Annotated in this window: 13 protein-coding genes; 5 read left to right on the top strand and 8 right to left on the bottom strand. The window is 73.0% G+C overall.

Annotated elements, in window-relative coordinates:
- Positions 1-139: 139 nt before the first annotated feature.
- Together ACFY8U_RS18815 and ACFY8U_RS18810 are read right to left on the bottom strand one after the other, a co-directional pair.
- A complete protein-coding gene (locus tag ACFY8U_RS18815) occupies positions 140-2,365 on the bottom strand; it encodes an ATP-dependent RecD-like DNA helicase (protein ID WP_389571421.1) in 2,226 nt (741 codons plus the stop codon).
- Between the two features lie 59 nt (positions 2,366-2,424).
- Positions 2,425-3,300 (bottom strand): class I SAM-dependent methyltransferase, encoded by an 876-nt coding sequence (locus tag ACFY8U_RS18810; protein ID WP_389571418.1) that lies wholly within the window; start codon positions 3,298-3,300, stop codon positions 2,425-2,427.
- Positions 3,301-3,396: 96 nt separating this feature from the next.
- Here ACFY8U_RS18810 and ACFY8U_RS18805 point away from each other — a divergent pair, with 96 nt between their 5' ends.
- Entirely contained in the window at positions 3,397-3,999 is a 603-nt protein-coding gene (locus ACFY8U_RS18805; RefSeq protein ID WP_389571416.1) for a TetR/AcrR family transcriptional regulator, read from the top strand.
- Positions 4,000-4,193: 194 nt separating this feature from the next.
- On the opposite strand, the gene ACFY8U_RS18800 is transcribed toward ACFY8U_RS18805, so the two are convergent.
- Genes ACFY8U_RS18800 through ACFY8U_RS18790 form a run of 3 tightly spaced genes read right to left on the bottom strand, consistent with a single transcriptional unit; the run spans position 4,194 to position 7,302 of the window.
- Positions 4,194-4,973, bottom strand: a complete 780-nt coding sequence (locus ACFY8U_RS18800; protein ID WP_389572079.1) for a sugar phosphate isomerase/epimerase family protein — start codon at positions 4,971-4,973, stop codon at positions 4,194-4,196.
- Between the two features lie 29 nt (positions 4,974-5,002).
- The gene (locus ACFY8U_RS18795) at positions 5,003-6,154 is read right to left on the bottom strand and encodes a dihydrodipicolinate synthase family protein (RefSeq protein ID WP_389571413.1); all 1,152 of its coding nucleotides are present in this window, start codon (positions 6,152-6,154) and stop codon (positions 5,003-5,005) included.
- Positions 6,151-7,302: a Gfo/Idh/MocA family protein gene (locus tag ACFY8U_RS18790; RefSeq protein ID WP_389571410.1), complete on the bottom strand. Its 1,152-nt coding sequence runs from the start codon at positions 7,300-7,302 to the stop codon at positions 6,151-6,153. The genes ACFY8U_RS18795 and ACFY8U_RS18790 overlap by 4 nt, the downstream gene beginning before the upstream one ends.
- Before the next feature lie 155 nt (positions 7,303-7,457).
- Here ACFY8U_RS18790 and ACFY8U_RS18785 point away from each other — a divergent pair, with 155 nt between their 5' ends.
- Positions 7,458-8,504, top strand: a complete 1,047-nt coding sequence (locus tag ACFY8U_RS18785) for a LacI family DNA-binding transcriptional regulator (RefSeq protein WP_361766828.1) — start codon at positions 7,458-7,460, stop codon at positions 8,502-8,504.
- Between the two features lie 550 nt (positions 8,505-9,054).
- On the opposite strand, the gene ACFY8U_RS18780 is transcribed toward ACFY8U_RS18785, so the two are convergent.
- Both ACFY8U_RS18780 and ACFY8U_RS18775 read right to left on the bottom strand, forming a co-directional pair.
- Entirely contained in the window at positions 9,055-9,618 is a 564-nt protein-coding gene (locus ACFY8U_RS18780; protein WP_389571406.1) for an AAA family ATPase, read from the bottom strand.
- A gap of 112 nt (positions 9,619-9,730) precedes the next feature.
- Positions 9,731-10,636, bottom strand: coding sequence for an EamA family transporter (locus tag ACFY8U_RS18775; RefSeq protein WP_389571403.1), 906 nt, complete (start codon positions 10,634-10,636; stop codon positions 9,731-9,733).
- A gap of 108 nt (positions 10,637-10,744) precedes the next feature.
- On the opposite strand from ACFY8U_RS18775, the gene ACFY8U_RS18770 reads away from it, so the two are divergent.
- The 3 genes from ACFY8U_RS18770 to ACFY8U_RS18760 all read left to right on the top strand — a co-directional run bounded on the left by ACFY8U_RS18770 (position 10,745) and on the right by ACFY8U_RS18760 (position 14,353).
- Positions 10,745-11,653, top strand: coding sequence for a LysR family transcriptional regulator (locus ACFY8U_RS18770; protein WP_389571400.1), 909 nt, complete (start codon positions 10,745-10,747; stop codon positions 11,651-11,653).
- A gap of 153 nt (positions 11,654-11,806) precedes the next feature.
- Positions 11,807-13,627 (top strand): glycoside hydrolase family 3 protein, encoded by a 1,821-nt coding sequence (locus tag ACFY8U_RS18765; protein WP_389571397.1) that lies wholly within the window; start codon positions 11,807-11,809, stop codon positions 13,625-13,627.
- A gap of 87 nt (positions 13,628-13,714) precedes the next feature.
- Positions 13,715-14,353 carry a hypothetical protein gene (locus ACFY8U_RS18760; RefSeq protein WP_389571394.1) on the top strand — a complete coding sequence of 213 codons (639 nt, stop codon included), beginning with the start codon at positions 13,715-13,717 and terminating at the stop codon, positions 14,351-14,353.
- 228 nt (positions 14,354-14,581) lie between these two features.
- Here ACFY8U_RS18760 and ACFY8U_RS18755 read toward each other — a convergent pair whose 3' ends face one another.
- Positions 14,582-16,033, bottom strand: coding sequence for an aminopeptidase (locus ACFY8U_RS18755; RefSeq protein WP_389571391.1), 1,452 nt, complete (start codon positions 16,031-16,033; stop codon positions 14,582-14,584).
- Positions 16,034-16,151 lie beyond the last annotated feature (118 nt).

Below are 16,151 nucleotides of genomic sequence, written 5' to 3'. Positions count from 1 at the left end.
CTGACTGTCTCTACCATCCCCCATTTGGCTCAGGAGAGTGCACTCGGGGTCGACCATTGGGCCATTTGGCGGCACTCAGTGCCGCCAACCTGCTCATCTTGCCCCCTTCGCCCCGTTCGGGGAAGTCCGGGGTGGTCTTTCACACGGCTGCCGAGAGCCGGTGGGCCAGGGCGGTGAAGCGCCTGCCTGCGGAAACCGTACGTACGGCCTGGGCGATCGCCTTCCGCGAACCGACCAGCACGACCAGCTTCTTCGCCCGGGTGACCGCCGTGTAGAGCAGGTTCCGCTGGAGCATCATCCAGGCACTGTTGGTGACGGGGATCACGACGGCCGGGTACTCGCTGCCCTGGGAGCGGTGGATCGTGACGGCGTAGGCGTGGGCCAGCTCGTCCAGCTCGTCGAAGTCGTAGCCGACCTCCTCGTCCTCGTCGGTGCGCACGGTCAGCCGCTGCTCGACGGCGTCGAGCGAGGTCACCACCCCGACGGTGCCGTTGAAGACGCCGTTGGCGCCCTTCTCGTAGTTGTTGCGGATCTGCGTGACCTTGTCGCCCACGCGGAAGACCCGGCCACCGAACCGCTTCTCGGGGAGGTCGGGGCGGGCCGGGGTGATCGCCTGCTGAAGCAGCCCGTTGAGCGCGCCGGCGCCCGCGGGGCCGCGGTGCATGGGCGCGAGGACCTGGACGTCCCGGCGGGGGTCGAGTCCGAACTTGGCGGGAATCCGCCGCGCCGCGACCTCGACGGCGACCCGTGCGGCGTCCTCGGTCTCGTCCTCCGCGAAGAGGAAGAAGTCCGGCAGGCCGGTGGTGACGGGCGGCAGACCGGCGTTGATCCGGTGGGCGTTGGTGACGACCCCGGATTGCTGGGCCTGGCGGAAGATCCGGGTCAGCCGGACGGCCGGCACCGGGCTGCCGGGGGCCAGCAGATCCCCGAGCACCTCCCCCGCGCCGACCGAGGGCAACTGGTCCACGTCACCCACGAGGAGGAGGTGGGCACCGGGTGCCACGGCCTTCACGAGCTTGTTGGCGAGGAGCAGATCGAGCATGGACGCCTCGTCCACGACGACCAGATCGGCGTCGAGCGGGCGGTCCCGGTCGTAGGCGGCGTCCCCGCCCGGCTTGAGCTCCAGGAGCCGGTGGACGGTCGACGCCTCCGTGCCGGTCAGCTCGGCGAGGCGCTTTGCGGCGCGGCCGGTGGGGGCGGCGAGGACGACCTTGGCCCGCTTGGCCCGGGCCAGCTCCACGATCGAGCGGACGGTGAACGACTTGCCGCACCCCGGGCCGCCGGTGAGCACGGCGACCTTACGGGTCAGGGCGAGCCGCACCGCCTCCTCCTGCTCGGGTGCGAGGGAGGCCCCGGTGCGGTCGGCGAGCCAGGCGAGGGCCTTGTCCCAGGCGACGTCCTGGAAGGCCGCCATCCGGTCCTCGGCGGCGTGCAGCAGGCGCTTGGTCTGGGCGGCGAGGGAGAGCTCGGCGCGATGGAAGGGGATCAGGTAGACGGCCGTGACGGGCAGCCCCTCGGGCCCCGGCACCGACTCCCGTACGACCCCCTCCGGATCCTCCGCCAGCTCGGCGAGGCACTCGATGACCAGCCCCGTGTCGACCTGGAGCAGCTTCACGGCCTCGCGGATCAGCTGCTCCTCGGGCAGGAAGCAGTGCCCCTGGTCGGTGGACTGGGACAGGGCGTACTGCAGCCCCGCCTTGACCCGGTCCGGGCTGTCGTGCGGGATGCCGACGGCCTGGGCGATCTTGTCGGCGGTGAGGAAGCCGATGCCCCAGACGTCGGCGGCCAGCCGGTAGGGCTGGTTCCTCACGACGGAGATGGAGGCGTCCCCGTACTTCTTGTAGATCCGCACGGCGATGGAGGTGGAGACCCCGACGCCCTGGAGGAAGACCATCACCTCCTTGATGGCCTTCTGTTCCTCCCAGGCGGCGGTGATGTTCTTCGTCCGCTTGGGGCCGAGGCCCGGCACCTCGATCAGACGGGCCGGGGACGCCTCCAGGATGTCGAGGGTGTCCACGCCGAAGTGCTGGGTGATGCGGTCGGCGAAGACGGGGCCGATGCCCTTGATGAGCCCGGAGCCGAGGTAGCGGCGGATGCCCTGGACGGTGGCGGGCAGCACGGTCGTGTAGTTCTCGACGGTGAACTGCTTGCCGTACTGCGGGTGGGAGCCCCAACGCCCCTGCATCCGCAGCGACTCACCCGGCTGAGCCCCGAGCAGCGCCCCGACGACCGTGAGGAGATCGCCGCCGCCGCGCCCGGTGTCGACGCGCGCGACCGTGTACCCGCTCTCCTCGTTGGCGTACGTGATCCGCTCCAGCACCCCTTCGACGACCGCGTGACCCTGACCCTGACCCTGGTTGGACATGCCCCGACGGTAGCGAAGGGCTCGGACACCGGGTGGGCGCCTGTGGACGAGACCGTTCGTCAGGGCCGGGTGGCGGTGACCAACCACGCGGCGGTACGCAGAAGGACTCCGCGGGGGCGCTCGAACTCCCGCAGGGACCGCACCACTTCCGCGCGGGCACGTTCGGCCGAGTCGGGGCCGAGCGGGGCGAGGAAGTGGCGGGCGGGACCGGAGTCGAGGACGAAGGCGGCCGCGTCCTCGGCATCCCGGCCCCAGAGGCCGTCGGCCTCGCAGGGCACGACGGACACGGCCTCGAAACCCGCCGAGGTGAGGACGCGGCGGATCCGGCCGGGGTCGGCGAGCGAGAACATGCCGGGAGCGGGTTCGTCGCCGGAGGCTCCGGTGGCGGTTTCGGAGGCTCCGGCGGGGGCGGTCGGGGGGACGAGGTCGCCGAGCACTCCCAAGACGCGGACCCAGTCCGTACGGGAGGGGTCGGCCATGCAGGTGAAGGCGATCCGGCCGCCCGGACGCAAGGCGGAGCCGACGTTGGCGAAGGCGGCGGACGGGTCCTGGAAGAACATGACGCCGAAGCGGCTGACGGCCACGTCGAAGGCGGCGGCCGGCAGCGGGTGCACCTGGGCGTCGCCGCACCGGAAGTCGACGCCGGCCGGCCCCTCCTCCGCGGCGAGTTCCCTCGCGCGGGCGAGCATGGGCTCCGAGAGGTCGAGGCCCAGGACGGCGCCCCGGTGGGCCGCCCGCGCCGCGAGCCGGGTCGTCTGTCCGGTGCCGCAGCCGATGTCGAGCACCCTGTCCTCCGGGCGGATGGCCGCCGCGTCCAGCAGGGGCGCGTCGAAGCCCTCGTTCACGGCGTTCCAGCGGTCGTGGTGGTCGCTCCAGTGGCGGCCTTCGTAGCCGTTCCAGGCCTCGGACTGAGCAGTGTTGACGAGCGGGCGCATCGAGCGTCTCCTGGTGCGACAGAGCTAGTATGGGCATCCGCCCATCAAAGTATGGGCGGATGCCCATACTCGCAACCCCTGTCCCTGGAGGAGCAGTTGTCCCCACGTGGAGTCGCCACGCCCAACGTCCGGGAGAGGCTCTTCGAGGCCGCCGAGGTGGTCCTGGAGCGGGAGGGCCCTGCGGGGCTCACGAACCGGTCCGTCACGGAGCAGGCCGGCTGCGCTAAGGGCCTGCTCTACAACCACTTCACCGATCTGGACGACTTTGTCGCGCAGCTCGTCCTGGACCGGTTCCGGCGCGTGGCGGAGGAGGTGGCCCCGCTTCCCGGACGCGCGGGCGAGGGCGCGGTGCTGGAGAACCTGACGGAGGCGGCGCTCGCCCTGCTGGGCTCGCACGGTGCGGTGATCGCGGCGGTCGCCCTGTCGCGCCGTGGTGTCACCGAGCGGGTCGAGGAGGCGTGGGCGGGCGGGGCCCCGGGGCCGGCGGCGGTGGAGAACGCCCTCGCCGCCTATCTGGAGGAGGAACAGCGGCGCGGCCGGGTCGGGCCCGCCGTGGACTGCCCGATGCTCGCGCTGGCGGTCACCGGCACCGTGCACCATCTGCTGATGACGGGCGGCGCCCGCCCGGGCGACGACCGGGAGCTGGTGCGGCGCCTGGTCGTCGCGCTGGCGGGCGGGGCGACCGCCGCCGGGTCCTGAGGCCGCGCCGGCTCGACACCCGGGCGGCCGGGGCCGCGGCTGGGGCCCCGGGCAGACCAGGACCCCAGGCGGGGCGGGCCTGGACCCGGGCGGGCGGCGCCCCAGGCGGCCGGGGCCGCGGGCGGGCACTGGACCCCGGGCGGGCCGGGGCGGCCGCACATCCGCCCCGGACCGCCCGCCCTGACCGGGGCGGTCTACGTCGCGTGGCGGAGGTATCTCGCCAGCGTCTCCGCCAGGACTTCCGCGCCGTCCCGCGCCCACAGTGACTCGTTGAAGAGTTCCACCTCGATCGGGCCCCCGTACCCCGCCTCCTCCACCCGCTCGCGCCACGACCGCAGGTCGATCGCGCCGTCGCCCAGTTGACCTCGGCCGTTGAGGACGCCGGCCGGCAAGGGCGTGGTCCAGTCCGCCAGTTGGAAGGCGTGGATGCGGCCCGAGGCGCCCGCGCGGGCGACCGCTGCCGGGGCCCGGTCGTCCCACCAGATGTGGTACGTGTCGACCACCACGCCCACCTGCGAGGACGGGAACCGCTCGGCGATCGCCAGGGCCTGGTCCAGGGTGGAGATCGCGCAGCGGTCCGAGGCGTACATCGGGTGGAGGGGTTCGATCGCCAGGCGGACGCCCCGGTCGCCCGCGTACGGAGCGAGTTCGGCGATCGCGTCCGTGATCCGGGCACGGGCCGCCGCCAGGTCACGGCTGCCCGGGGCGAGGCCGCCCGAGACCAGCACCAGGGTGTCCGTGCCCAGGGTGGCCGCCTCGTCGATCGCGGCGCGGTTGCCGTCCAGGGAGTCCGCCGTCGTGAAGAAGCCGCCCCGGCACAGCGACGTGACCGTCAGGCCCGCGTCGCGTACCAGCTTGGCCGCCGCCTCCAGGCCGTACTCCGCGACCGGCTCCCGCCACAGGCCCACGCCCGGCACCGAGAGCCGCACGCACTGCTCGACCAGCTCGGGCAGCGACAGCTGCCTCACCGTCATCTGGTTGATGCTGAACCGCGAGAGAAGGCTCACCGGGGGACTCCGTACACCGTCAGCAGGGACCTCATCCGGGACTCCGCCAGCTCCGGATCGGGGAACAGGCCGAGCCCGTCCGCCAGTTCGTACGCCCGCGCCAGATGCGGCAGCGAGCGGGCGGACTGCAGACCGCCCACCATCGTGAAGTGGTCCTGGTGGCCGCCCAGCCAGGCCAGGAACACGACCCCCGTCTTGTAGAAGCGGGTCGGCGCCTGGAAGAGGTGGCGCGAGAGCTCCACCGTGGGGTCGAGCAGCTCACGGAAGCCCTGCGTGTCGCCCGTGTCCAGGATCCTCACCGCCTCCGCCGCCAGCGGCCCCAGCGGGTCGAAGATGCCGAGCAGGGCATGGCTGAACCCCTGCTCGTCCCCCGCGATCAGCTCCGGGTAGTGGAAGTCGTCGCCCGTGTAGCAGCGCACCCCCTCCGGGAGGCGGCGGCGCAGGTCGATCTCGCGCTGGGCGTCCAGGAGCGAGACCTTGATGCCGTCGACCTTGTCCGGGTGCGCCGCGACGACCTCAAGGAACGTCTCGGTCGCCGTGTCGAGGTCGGCCGAGCCCCAGTACCCGTCGAGTGCCGGGTCGAACATCGGCCCGAGCCAGTGCAGGATCACCGGCTCGCTCGCCTGGCGGAGGAGGTGGCCGTATGTGTCGAGGTAGTCGTCCGGGCCCTCGGCCGCCCCCGCGAGGGCGCGCGAGGCCATGAGGATCGCCTGGGAGCCGGTCTCCTCGACCAGCGCCAGCTGCTCCTCGTACGCCTTGCGGACCGACACGAGATCGGCGGCACCCGCGAGTTGGTCCGTTCCCACACCGCACGCGATGCGGCCCCCCACCGCCTTCGCCTCCGCCGCCGACCGGCGGATCAGCTCCGCCGCGCCCGCCCAGTCGAGGCCCATCCCGCGCTGCGCGGTGTCCATCGCCTCCGCGACGCCGAGGCCCTGCGCCCAGAGGTGGCGGCGGAAGGCGAGGGTCGCGTCCCAGTCGAGGGCCGCGGGTCCGTCGGGCGTCGTGTCGGCGTAGGGGTCGGCGACGACATGGGCGGCCGAGAAGACCGTACGGGAGGTCGGCGCGCCGCCCGCGGGGGCCGGAGTGCGGGCCGGGCGCGGACTGTACTCCCGTACCCCGCCGACGCCGTCGGGAAGGCGGATCACAGGGTCACCTCCGGGACCTCGAGGCGCCGGCCCTCGGCCGAGGACCGCAGCCCCAGCTCGGCGAGCTGCACGCCGCGCGCGCCCGCCAGCAGGTCCCACTGGTACGGCTCGTCCAGGACGACGTGCCTCAGGAAGAGCTCCCACTGGGCCTTGAAACCGTTGTCGAACGTGGCGTTGTCCGGGACCTCCTGCCACTGCTCGCGGAAGGGCTCGGTCGCCGGGATGTCCGGGTTCCAGACCGGCTTGGGCGTGGCCGAGCGGTGCTGGACGCGGCAGTTGCGCAGGCCGGCGACGGCGGAGCCGTGGGTGCCGTCGACCTGGAACTCGACGAGTTCGTCGCGGTTGACGCGGACCGTCCACGAGGAGTTGATCTGGGCGACCGCGCCGCCCTCCAGCTGGAAGATGCCGTACGCGGCGTCGTCGGCGGTCGCGGCGTACGGCTTCCCGTGCTCGTCCCAGCGCTCGGGGACGTGCGTGGCGACGTGCGCGGTGACGCCGGTGACCCGGCCGAACAGCTCGTGGAGTACGTACTCCCAGTGCGGGAACATGTCGACGACGATGCCGCCGCCGTCCTCGGCGCGGTAGTTCCAGCTGGGGCGCTGGGCGTCCTGCCAGTCGCCCTCGAAGACCCAGTAGCCGAACTCCCCGCGTACGGAGAGGATCCGGCCGAAGAAGCCGCCGTCGATGAGGCGCTTCAGCTTGAGCAGGCCGGGCAGGAAGATCTTGTCCTGGACGACACCGTGCTTGACGCCCTTCTCGGTCGCGAGCCGGGCGAGTTCCAGGGCGCCGGCGAGGTCTCCCGCCGTCGGCTTCTCGGTGTAGACGTGCTTCCCGGCGGCGACGGCCTTGCGGATCGCCTCGACGCGCGCGGAGGTGACCTGGGCGTCGAAGTAGATCTCCACCGTCTCGTCCGCGAGGACGGCGTCGAGGTCGGTGGACCACTCGGTGAGCCCGTGGCGCTCGGCCAGCGCGCGCAGGGCGTGCTCGCGGCGGCCGACGAGGACGGGCTCGGGCCAGAGGGTCTCGCCGTTGCCGAGGTCGAGTCCGCCCTGCTCGCGCAACGCGAGGATCGAGCGGACGAGGTGCTGGCGGTAGCCCATGCGCCCGGTGACGCCGTTCATGGCGATACGGACAGTCCTGCGTGTCACGAAGGTGCCTCCATCACGTACGTACTCCCAAACAGAAAGCGCTTTCTACGAACGGAGACGCTAGCCTGCCGACAACACACCGGACAAGGGGTCCGCCCCCCTCTCCGCGGTGCCGCAGGCTCGTTCGCCCGACTCTCTCCCTCCGGAGGTACGCGATGACCGTCACGCTGGCGGATGTGGCCGCGCGTGCCCAGGTCTCCCCCGCCACCGTCTCCCGCGTCCTGAACGGCAATTACCCGGTCGCCGCGTCGACCCGGGAGCGGGTGCTGCGGGCGGTGGACGAGCTGGACTACGTACTGAACGGGCCCGCGAGCTCGCTCGCCGCCGCGACGTCCGACCTGATCGGCATCCTCGTCAACGACATCGCCGACCCCTTCTTCGGGATCATGGCGGGCGCGGCGCAGGGGGCGATCGGGGAAGGGGCGCCGGGGCGGGCGGGCGGCGAGAAGCTGGCCGTCGTCTGCAACACGGGCGGCTCGCCCGAGCGCGAGCTCACGTACCTCACGCTGCTCCAGCGGCAGCGCGCCGCCGCCGTCATCATGACCGGCGGGTCCCTGGAGGACCCGGACCACATGGCGGCCGTGTCGGCGAAGCTCGCGAAGCTGACGGACGCGGGGACGCGGATCGTGCTGTGCGGGCGGCCGCCGGTGGAGGGGGACGCGAGCATGGCGGCGCTCACGTTCGACAACCGGGCGGGGGCGCGGCGGCTCGCCGAGCACCTGCTCTCGCTGGGGCACCGGCGGATCGGCTACGTGGCGGGGCCGGCGGATCGGACGACGACCCGGCACCGGCTGGAGGGCCACCGGGAGGCGCTGGCGGCGGCGGGTCTGCCGGAGGGGCCGACGGTGCACGGCCGGTACGACCGGCGGTCCGGCTACGACGCGACGCTCGAACTCCTGCGCAGGGAGCCGTCGCTGACGGCGATCGTGGCGGCGAACGACACGGTGGCGCTGGGCGCGTGCGCGGCGCTGCGGGACCGGGGGCTGCGGATTCCGGAGGACGTGTCGGTGGCGGGCTTCGACGACCTGCCGTTCTCGATAGACGTGGTCCCGGCGCTGACGACGGTACGGCTCCCGCTCCACGACGCGGGCGCCCGCGCGGGCCGCCTCGCGGTGGCCACGGAGGAACCCCCGCCGGGCGGGGTGACGACGATCCCGGCGGAGCTGTTGGTACGAGACTCCACGGCCCGCCCCCGCGCCTGACGGCCCGCCCGGAAACCACCGCCGCCGGGCGGGTGGCACGCGGGCGCTGCGGACCGGCGCCCGCTCCCGGCGGGCGGGGGCTCGCGGGCGGGGCGGACCCCGGCGCGGCGCGCCCTCGCGGGCGGGCATGTGACGGAAGCCGCCTCGCGCGCGTGATGGGCGTCCTCGCGGGCCACGGGCCTGAACCGGGCCCGCGCCGGCCGCCCACAGCCGCCCCGGCCGAGGCAGCCGCAGCCCTGGCCGAGGCGCGGAGTGCCCGGCCGAGGGCGACCGGCCAACGGCCAACGGCCAACGACCAAGGCCCCCCGACCCAAACCACGGGGCGACGGACCCAGCCGAGGGACACCAACCCGGAGCCGGGCCCCGCGCCGCCGATCGCCAGCCGCCCGGCACGGCCGACGGCGGCCGCGGCGCTGGCCGGGGCGCGTGCCCGGTCCGGGCGACCGGCCGACGGCCGGGGCTCCCGGGGCGAGCCGGGGGCTCCGGCCTCAGACGGGGGCCGGCAACCAGCGGCGGGGCTCCGGCCCGGGGCCCGGATCCGTGTGCCCCGCTACACCGTCGCCGTGGCCAGGCCCGTCATGTTCAGGATCGCGTCGACCGTCTCCTCCACCGACAGCTCCGCGTTGTCGAGCCAGATGCCGTCGGCCGACAGTTCCTCCCGCATCGCCGCGTCCAGTGGGGCCCAGTTCGTCGTCAGGCGCTTGTCGCGGGCGTTGTTGCGTTCCCAGGCCTTCGTCGGGCCCGGCGCGAGGAAGACCGTGTGGAAGGGGCGTGCCTTCAGGGTCGCGCGGTAGAAGTCGAGGTGGCTGCGGCGAACCACCACGTCGTCGACGACCGGCAGGAAGCCGGCCGCCGCGAAGCTGTCCGCCAGCAGGCACGCGTTGCGGGCGCGCAGGAGGATCTGGCGGTCGGCCTCCGGATCGTGGTCCATCGTCGGCCACCGGCCGCCGCAGACGATCAGCTCCTGGAGCTCGTCCACCTCGATGTGCGCGGCACTCGCGAACCGGGCCGCCAGTGCGGCCGCGACCGTCGACTTGCCGCTGCCGGGAATGCCGCTCAACAGCACGGCCGCGGGGGCGGGTTCACGGTCGACCGGGACCAGGTCGAAGGACATCCGGGGCTCCTCTCGATCAAGGAATCAGCTTACGACCGACCCCCACGCCGCCCACCGCGGCAGCCGGTCCGGCACACCCGACCCCCGGCCGCCCACCGCAGCAGCCGGGCCGTCACACCCTGACCTCCGCCCGTCCGGCCGGCTCCGGGGCGGCCGCCGGCCCTCCGCCGCGTGACAGCGACGTCAGCGCCACTCCGCCGACGAGCAGCGCCGCCGCGCACCAGCGCAGGGGGCTGATGCCCTCGCCGAGGAAGAGCGCCGCCGAGGACATCCCGAAGACCGGGACCAGGAGCGAGAACGGGGCCACCGAGGAGGCCGGATAGCGGCGCAGGAGCCAGCCCCAGGCGCCGAATCCGAAGATCGTGACGACCCAGGCGACGTAGACGATGACGCCCACGCCCGCCCAGCCGAGCCCCCGCAGCGCCGCGAGATCCCGCTCCGGGCCCTCCAGGAGGAGGGAGAGGACCAGCAGCGGCAGGATCGGCACGACGCTGACCCAGACCATGAAGTTGAGGGCGTCCGGCGGGGACGCCTTGCGGGTCAGGACGTTGGAGACGCCCCAGCAGGCCGCCGCCGCGATACAAAGCGCGAAGCCCACCAGCGGGCCGCTCGCGCCCTCGTCGACCGCCGCCACTCCGATGCCCGCGAGCGCGACCGCCATGCCCGCGATCTTCACCTTCCCCGGCCGTTCGCCGAGCGCGAGGACGGCGAACAAGGCCGTGAAGACCGCCTGGATCTGGAGGATCAGCGAGGAGAGCCCGGCGGGCGCGCCGAGGTCCATCCCCGTGAAGAGCAGGCCGAACTTGGCCACTCCCAGGGCCAGCCCCACCCCCACGATCCATTTCCAGGCGACCTTGGGCGGGCCGACCAGGAACACGGCGGGGAGCGCGGCGGCCAGGAAGCGGAGGACGGAGAAGAGCAGCGGCGGAAAGTGGTCGAGACCGATCTCGATGACGACGAAGTTGACTCCCCAGACGGCGGCGACGAGCGCGGCCAGGGCGACATGGGCAGGGCGCATGGGAGAGAGCGTCACGCATGACGACCGTGTAGCACCAGCACTAATTTCTTCATGATTGGATGAAGCAACGCTTCATCCAGGCCTGTCCACGCCCCGAGGAGCCCGCCCATGCTCGATCTCGGACGCCTGCGCGCCCTCCACGCCGTCGCCGTACACGGTTCGGTGGGCGCCGCGGCCGCCGCCCTCGGCTTCAGCCCGTCGGCCGTCTCCCAGCAGATCGCCAAGCTGGAGCGCGAGACCCGTACGACCCTCCTCGAACGCCGGGGCCGCGGGGTGCGGCTCACCGACGATGCCCACCAACTGGTCGCCACCGCAGAGCAGTTGCTGGCGCTCGTCGAGGAGGCGGAGGTGCGGCTCGAAGAGCGGCGCGGGCTGCCCTCCGGGCGCCTGTCGATCGGTTGCTTCGCGAGCGCCGCGCGGGGCCTGATGCCCCGGGTCCTCGCCGAACTGGGGACCCGCCACCCCGCCCTGGACGCCCGCCTCACGGAGGTGGACCCGCACATCTCGATCGAGCTCGTCGTGCGCGGCGTGATCGACCTCGCCGTGGCCCACGACTGGGACATCGCGCCGATGCCGACCCCGCCCGGGGTGGAGCAGGCGGTGATCGGCGACGACCTGTGCGACGTACTCGTACCGCGCGACCATCCGATGGCGACGCGCGCGTCGATACGGCGGGAGGAGCTGGCGGACGAGCGGTGGATCACGCAGCCGCCCGGGAGCGTCTGCCACGACTGGCTGATGCAGACCCTGCGGGCCACCGGCTACGAACCGCGCATCGTCCACCAGGCGGAGGAGAACCACACGCAGGTCGCCCTGGTCGCGGCGGGCCTCGGGATCGCACTGGTGCCGCGCCTCGGCCGCGGGGCGCTGCCGCCCGGGGTGACTCCGGTACGGCTTGACCCGATGCCGACGCGGCGGCTGCACGCGCTCTGGCGCACCGGAGCGGCCCGCCGGCCCGCGATCACCGAGACCGTCCGCACGCTCCAGGAACTCTGGCCCGAGGTCTCCGCCACCTGACCCATACGCGCATCCCGAACGGATACCCGCGCGGATCCTTGCGCGGATCCTTGCGCGGATCCTTGACCTGGCAGTTACTTTCGGGCTATCCGTTGCACCTTGGAAGTTTCCTTCACCCGCTTCCGTCAACCCGCACGGCCGGAAGGAGCATCAGTGCACCACCGCGCCCCCTCCCGACGCACCCTCCTCACCGTCACCGCCGCCGCCGCGGCCGCCGCCGTCACCGGCGCCACCACCCCCGTCGCCCACGCCCAGCCGGACACCAGCCTCAAGAGCCTCCAGCGGCTCATCTCCCGTATGTCGCTGGAGGAGAAGGTCGGCCAGCTCTTCGTGATGCGGGTGTACGGCCACTCCGCCACCGCGCCCGACCAGGCCGACATCGACGCCAACCTCAAGGAGATCGGCGTCCGCACGGCCGCCGAACTCGTCGAGAAGTACCACGTCGGCGGCGTCATCTACTTCTCCTGGGCGCACAACACCCGCGACCCGCACCAGATCGCCGAGCTCTCCAACGGCATCCAGCGGGCCGCCCTCGCCCAGCCCACCCCCGTCCCCGCCCTCATCTCCACCGACCAGGAGCACGGCATCGTCTGCCGGGTCGGTGAGCCGGCCACCCTGCTCCCGGGGGCGATGGCGCTCGGCGCCGGCGGCTCCCGCTCCGACGCCCGCGACGCCGCCCGGATCGCGGGCGCCGAGCTGGCCGCCCTCGGCATCCGGCAGAACTACGCGCCGGTCGCCGACGTCAACGTCAACCCCGCCAACCCCGTCATCGGCGTCCGGTCCTTCGGCTCCGACCCGCAGGCCGTCGCCGGCCTGGTGTCGGCCCAGGTCAGGGGGTACCAGCAGGCCGGTGTCGCGGCGACCTCCAAGCACTTCCCCGGCCACGGCGACACCGCCACCGACAGCCACTACGGCCTGCCGACCATCACCCACACCCGTGCGCAGTGGGCCGAGCTCGACGCCCCGCCGTTCCGGGCCGCCATCGCCGCCGGCATCGACTCGATCATGACCGCGCACATCGTCGTCCCCGCGCTCGACCCGAGCGAGGACCCGGCGACCCTCTCCCATCCGATCCTGACCGGCATCCTGCGCGAGCAACTCGGCTACGACGGCGTGGTGGTGACGGACTCCCTCGGCATGGAGGGTGTACGGACGAAGTACGGCGACGACCGTGTGCCCGTTCTCGCGCTCAAGGCGGGCGTCGACCAGCTGCTCAACCCGCCGAAGCTCGACCTCGCCTGGAACGCGGTCCTCCAGGCCGTCAAGGACGGCGAACTGACCGAGGCGCGGCTCGACGAATCGATCCTGCGGATCCTGCGCCTCAAGGCCAAGCTGGGGCTGTTCCACCGGCCTTACGTCACCGGCCGCGGTGTGAACCGTGCGGTCGGCACCGCCGCCCACCTGGCCCGCGCCGACCGGATCGCCGAGCAGACCACCACTCTGCTCGTCAACGAGGGCGGATTCCTGCCGATCAGCCGCCTCAGCCACGGCGACGTGCTGGTCGTCGGTGCCGATCCCGCCTCGCCGTCCGGCACCACAGGCCCCCCGACCACCACCCTGGCCGCCGCCCTCACCGAACTCGGCTTCACCGCCACCGCCCTGTCCACCGGGATCACCCCGACGGCGGCGAAGATCGAGGAGGCGGTGGCGGCCGCGGCCGGCAAGGACGTGGTCGTCGTCGGCACCTACAACGTCTCGGCGACCAGTCCGCAACGCACCCTCGTCGACCGGCTCGTGGCGACCGGGGTGCCCGTCGTGACGATCGCGATCCGCAACCCGTACGACGTCGCCTGGATCACCGGGCAGCGGGCCACCCTCGCCGCCTACTCCTGGACCGACGTCGAACTGCGGGCCGCGGTCCGGGTCCTCGCGGGCCACGCCCGGCCGCACGGCCGTCTGCCCGTCCCCGTACAGCGGGCGGACGATCCGAAGCGCGTGCTGTACCCGGTCGGCCACGGCCTGTCGTACGCGTAACGTAACTCGCGGCGCAGACCCCCCGTTCTCCCTGGCGTGCGCCCGCCCCGGCGGGCCACCCTGGACTCGGAGATCGGGGGGTCTTTCATGCGCGCTCCCAGGAGCGGGGCGGGGCTGTCCGTGGCGTGCGCGGCTCTGCTGTCCATGGCGTGCGCGGGTCTGCTGCCGGCGCTGACCGGCTGTCAGCGGGCTGCGGACAGCCGGCCGCCCCGGCCCGTCACGTACACGAGCTCGCCCGACGACCACGGGGCGATGTTCCTCGGGCCCGGGGACTGTTCCACGCGCGGGGCGGTGTTCCGTGAGGTTCCGTGCACGAGCGAGAAGGCCGTCGCGCGGGTGACGACCCGGTACCAGGGCGCCGCCTCGGGCGGTCCGACGTGCCCGGCGACCACGGACTTCGTCCTGCACGTCTCGGAGAGCCGGCCCGCGGCGGACGAGAACGGGGACGGGTCCGTGCCGCGCGGGTACGCCTGTATGCGCAATCTGGAAGCGCCCCATCCGGGCGACCCCGGGGAGGGCGGCGGGCCGCACACGATCGTCGGGGACTGCGTGTCGTCCTCGGGCGAGGGCCGGGTGAAGGAGACCGCCTGCGACGGATCGGGGGCCGGTGCGCCCGCGTTCCGGGTCGCGTCGGCGGTCACGAGCCGCGACCGCTGCCCGCCCACGACGGCACTGTTCGTGACACTGGGCGGCGAGCGCCCGGTGGGCTGCGCCCGACGGCTGTGAAGGGCGGCGGGTGCGGGTGGGCGCGCCCGACGGCCGGGGAGAGCGGTCGGCGCGCCCGACGGCTGTGAAGGGCGGTGGGCGCCCGGCGGCTGCGCAGGAGGGCGCGCCCGACGGCTGTGACGAGCGGTCGGCGCACCGGCGGCCGTGACGAGCCGTCGGCGCCCGACCGCCGTGAAGAAAGTGGGACGCGCCCGGCGGTCGTGGGGCCGCCGGGCGCGTCACGCGTCGTTACGGGCGTACGCCGCGCTCCCGGTTCAGTTCGTCGTCCGCCGGCTTGTCGAGGCGGGCGTCGAAGCGGGCCAGGGGCTGCGCGGCCGACGCCGTCGGGGCGTCCACCCCGGCCCAGGCGAGGATGCGGGCCGTGGCCTTGGCGCGCTCGTCCTCGACGAGACCGGCGACCTGGGCGCCGTGGTTGGCTCCGGGGGCCGTGAAGACGTAGCTGTCACGGGCGCCCTTGCCGACGCGGAACGGCTCCGCTCCCCACGGGTCGTTGCCGCCGTACACGAACAGCATCCGGTTGGCGTTCTTGCGGACCCAGTCGTCCACGTCCCGCATCGCCGCCGGCTTGAAGGTCGTCGGGATCTCACTCGGCACGAAGTTCCGCGCCGGCTGGTAGCCGTAGCGGGTCAGGCCCTTCAGGTGCGGCAGCTTGATGCTGGGCGAGCCGAGCTCGGTGGCCGCCTGGTAGTAGTACGGCGTGTACGGGTCGAGGCCCTGGTCGGTGTAGAAGGACCAGCCGGAGTACGCGTCGATCGTCTCGTAGACCTGGTCGTCCGTCGCGGTCTTCGCGTCCGGGACCGAACCGCAGACGTCCTCGCCGTAGTACTGCCAGAAGCCCCAGACGAAGTCGAGGACGACGGCCTCGTACGCCTTGTCCAGCGTGCCGACGGTGTTGAAGGTGGCGCCCTCGGACTCGGCCCACTCCTTGTACTTCTTCTGCAGCGGGGCGCGGCGGACGAGCGCCTCGCGCTGCATCGCGTTGAGCCGGTCGCGGCACTCCTTGGTCCCGACGTTCTCGAAGAACCGGTCGTACGCCGAGTCCTCCTTGTTGTTGACGTCGTTCGGCGCCACGTACGCGACGACGCCGTCCATGTCGCGCGGGTAGAAGCGCTCGTAGTACGTGGCCGTCATGCCGCCCTTGGAGGCGCCGGTGGAGAGCCACTTCTGCCCGTAGATCTTCTTCAGGGCGGTGAAGATGTGGTGCTGGTCGCTCGCGGCCTGCCAGATGTCGAGCTTCGACCAGTCGGCGGGCTGCGGCCGGGACGGCGTGAAGAACCGGTACTCCATGGAGACCTGGTTGCCGTCGATGATCCGGGTGGGCTCGCGGCGGCTGGGGGTGGTGCTCAGCCCGTAGCCGCTGGTGTGAAAGACGGTGGGACGGTCCGTGTCCTTGTGGAGGACGGAGATCCGCTGCTTGAACGTGCCCTTCCACGGCCGGCGATGGTCGATCGGCTGGGTGTAGTCGAGGACGAAGAAGCGGTAGCCGGCGTACGGCTTCTCCTCGATGAGGCTCATCCCGGGGATCGCCAGGATGCGGTCCTTGATGTCCGTACCGACGGCGCTGTCCGCGGCGGCGGTCGGGCTGCCGGTGGCCGGCTCGGCGGCGGTAGCCGCACCACTCGCCCCGACGGTGCCTATGAGCACCGTGAGCGACGTCAGCCAGATCAGCGACTTGCGCATTCACCCTCCCCTTGATTCACAACGGTGTCGCGAACCTAGCGGGGGCAACGTGCGTGCCGCCAGACCCAGTTGGCCCTTACCTTCGCAACGGCACAGGTTTCGTCTCGGGTTTCGTCAC

It is taken from the genome of Streptomyces sp. NPDC012508 (assembly GCF_042902595.1).
Taxonomy (GTDB): Bacteria; Actinomycetota; Actinomycetes; order Streptomycetales; family Streptomycetaceae; genus Streptomyces.
This window is presented reverse-complemented; position numbering and strand designations above follow the sequence as displayed.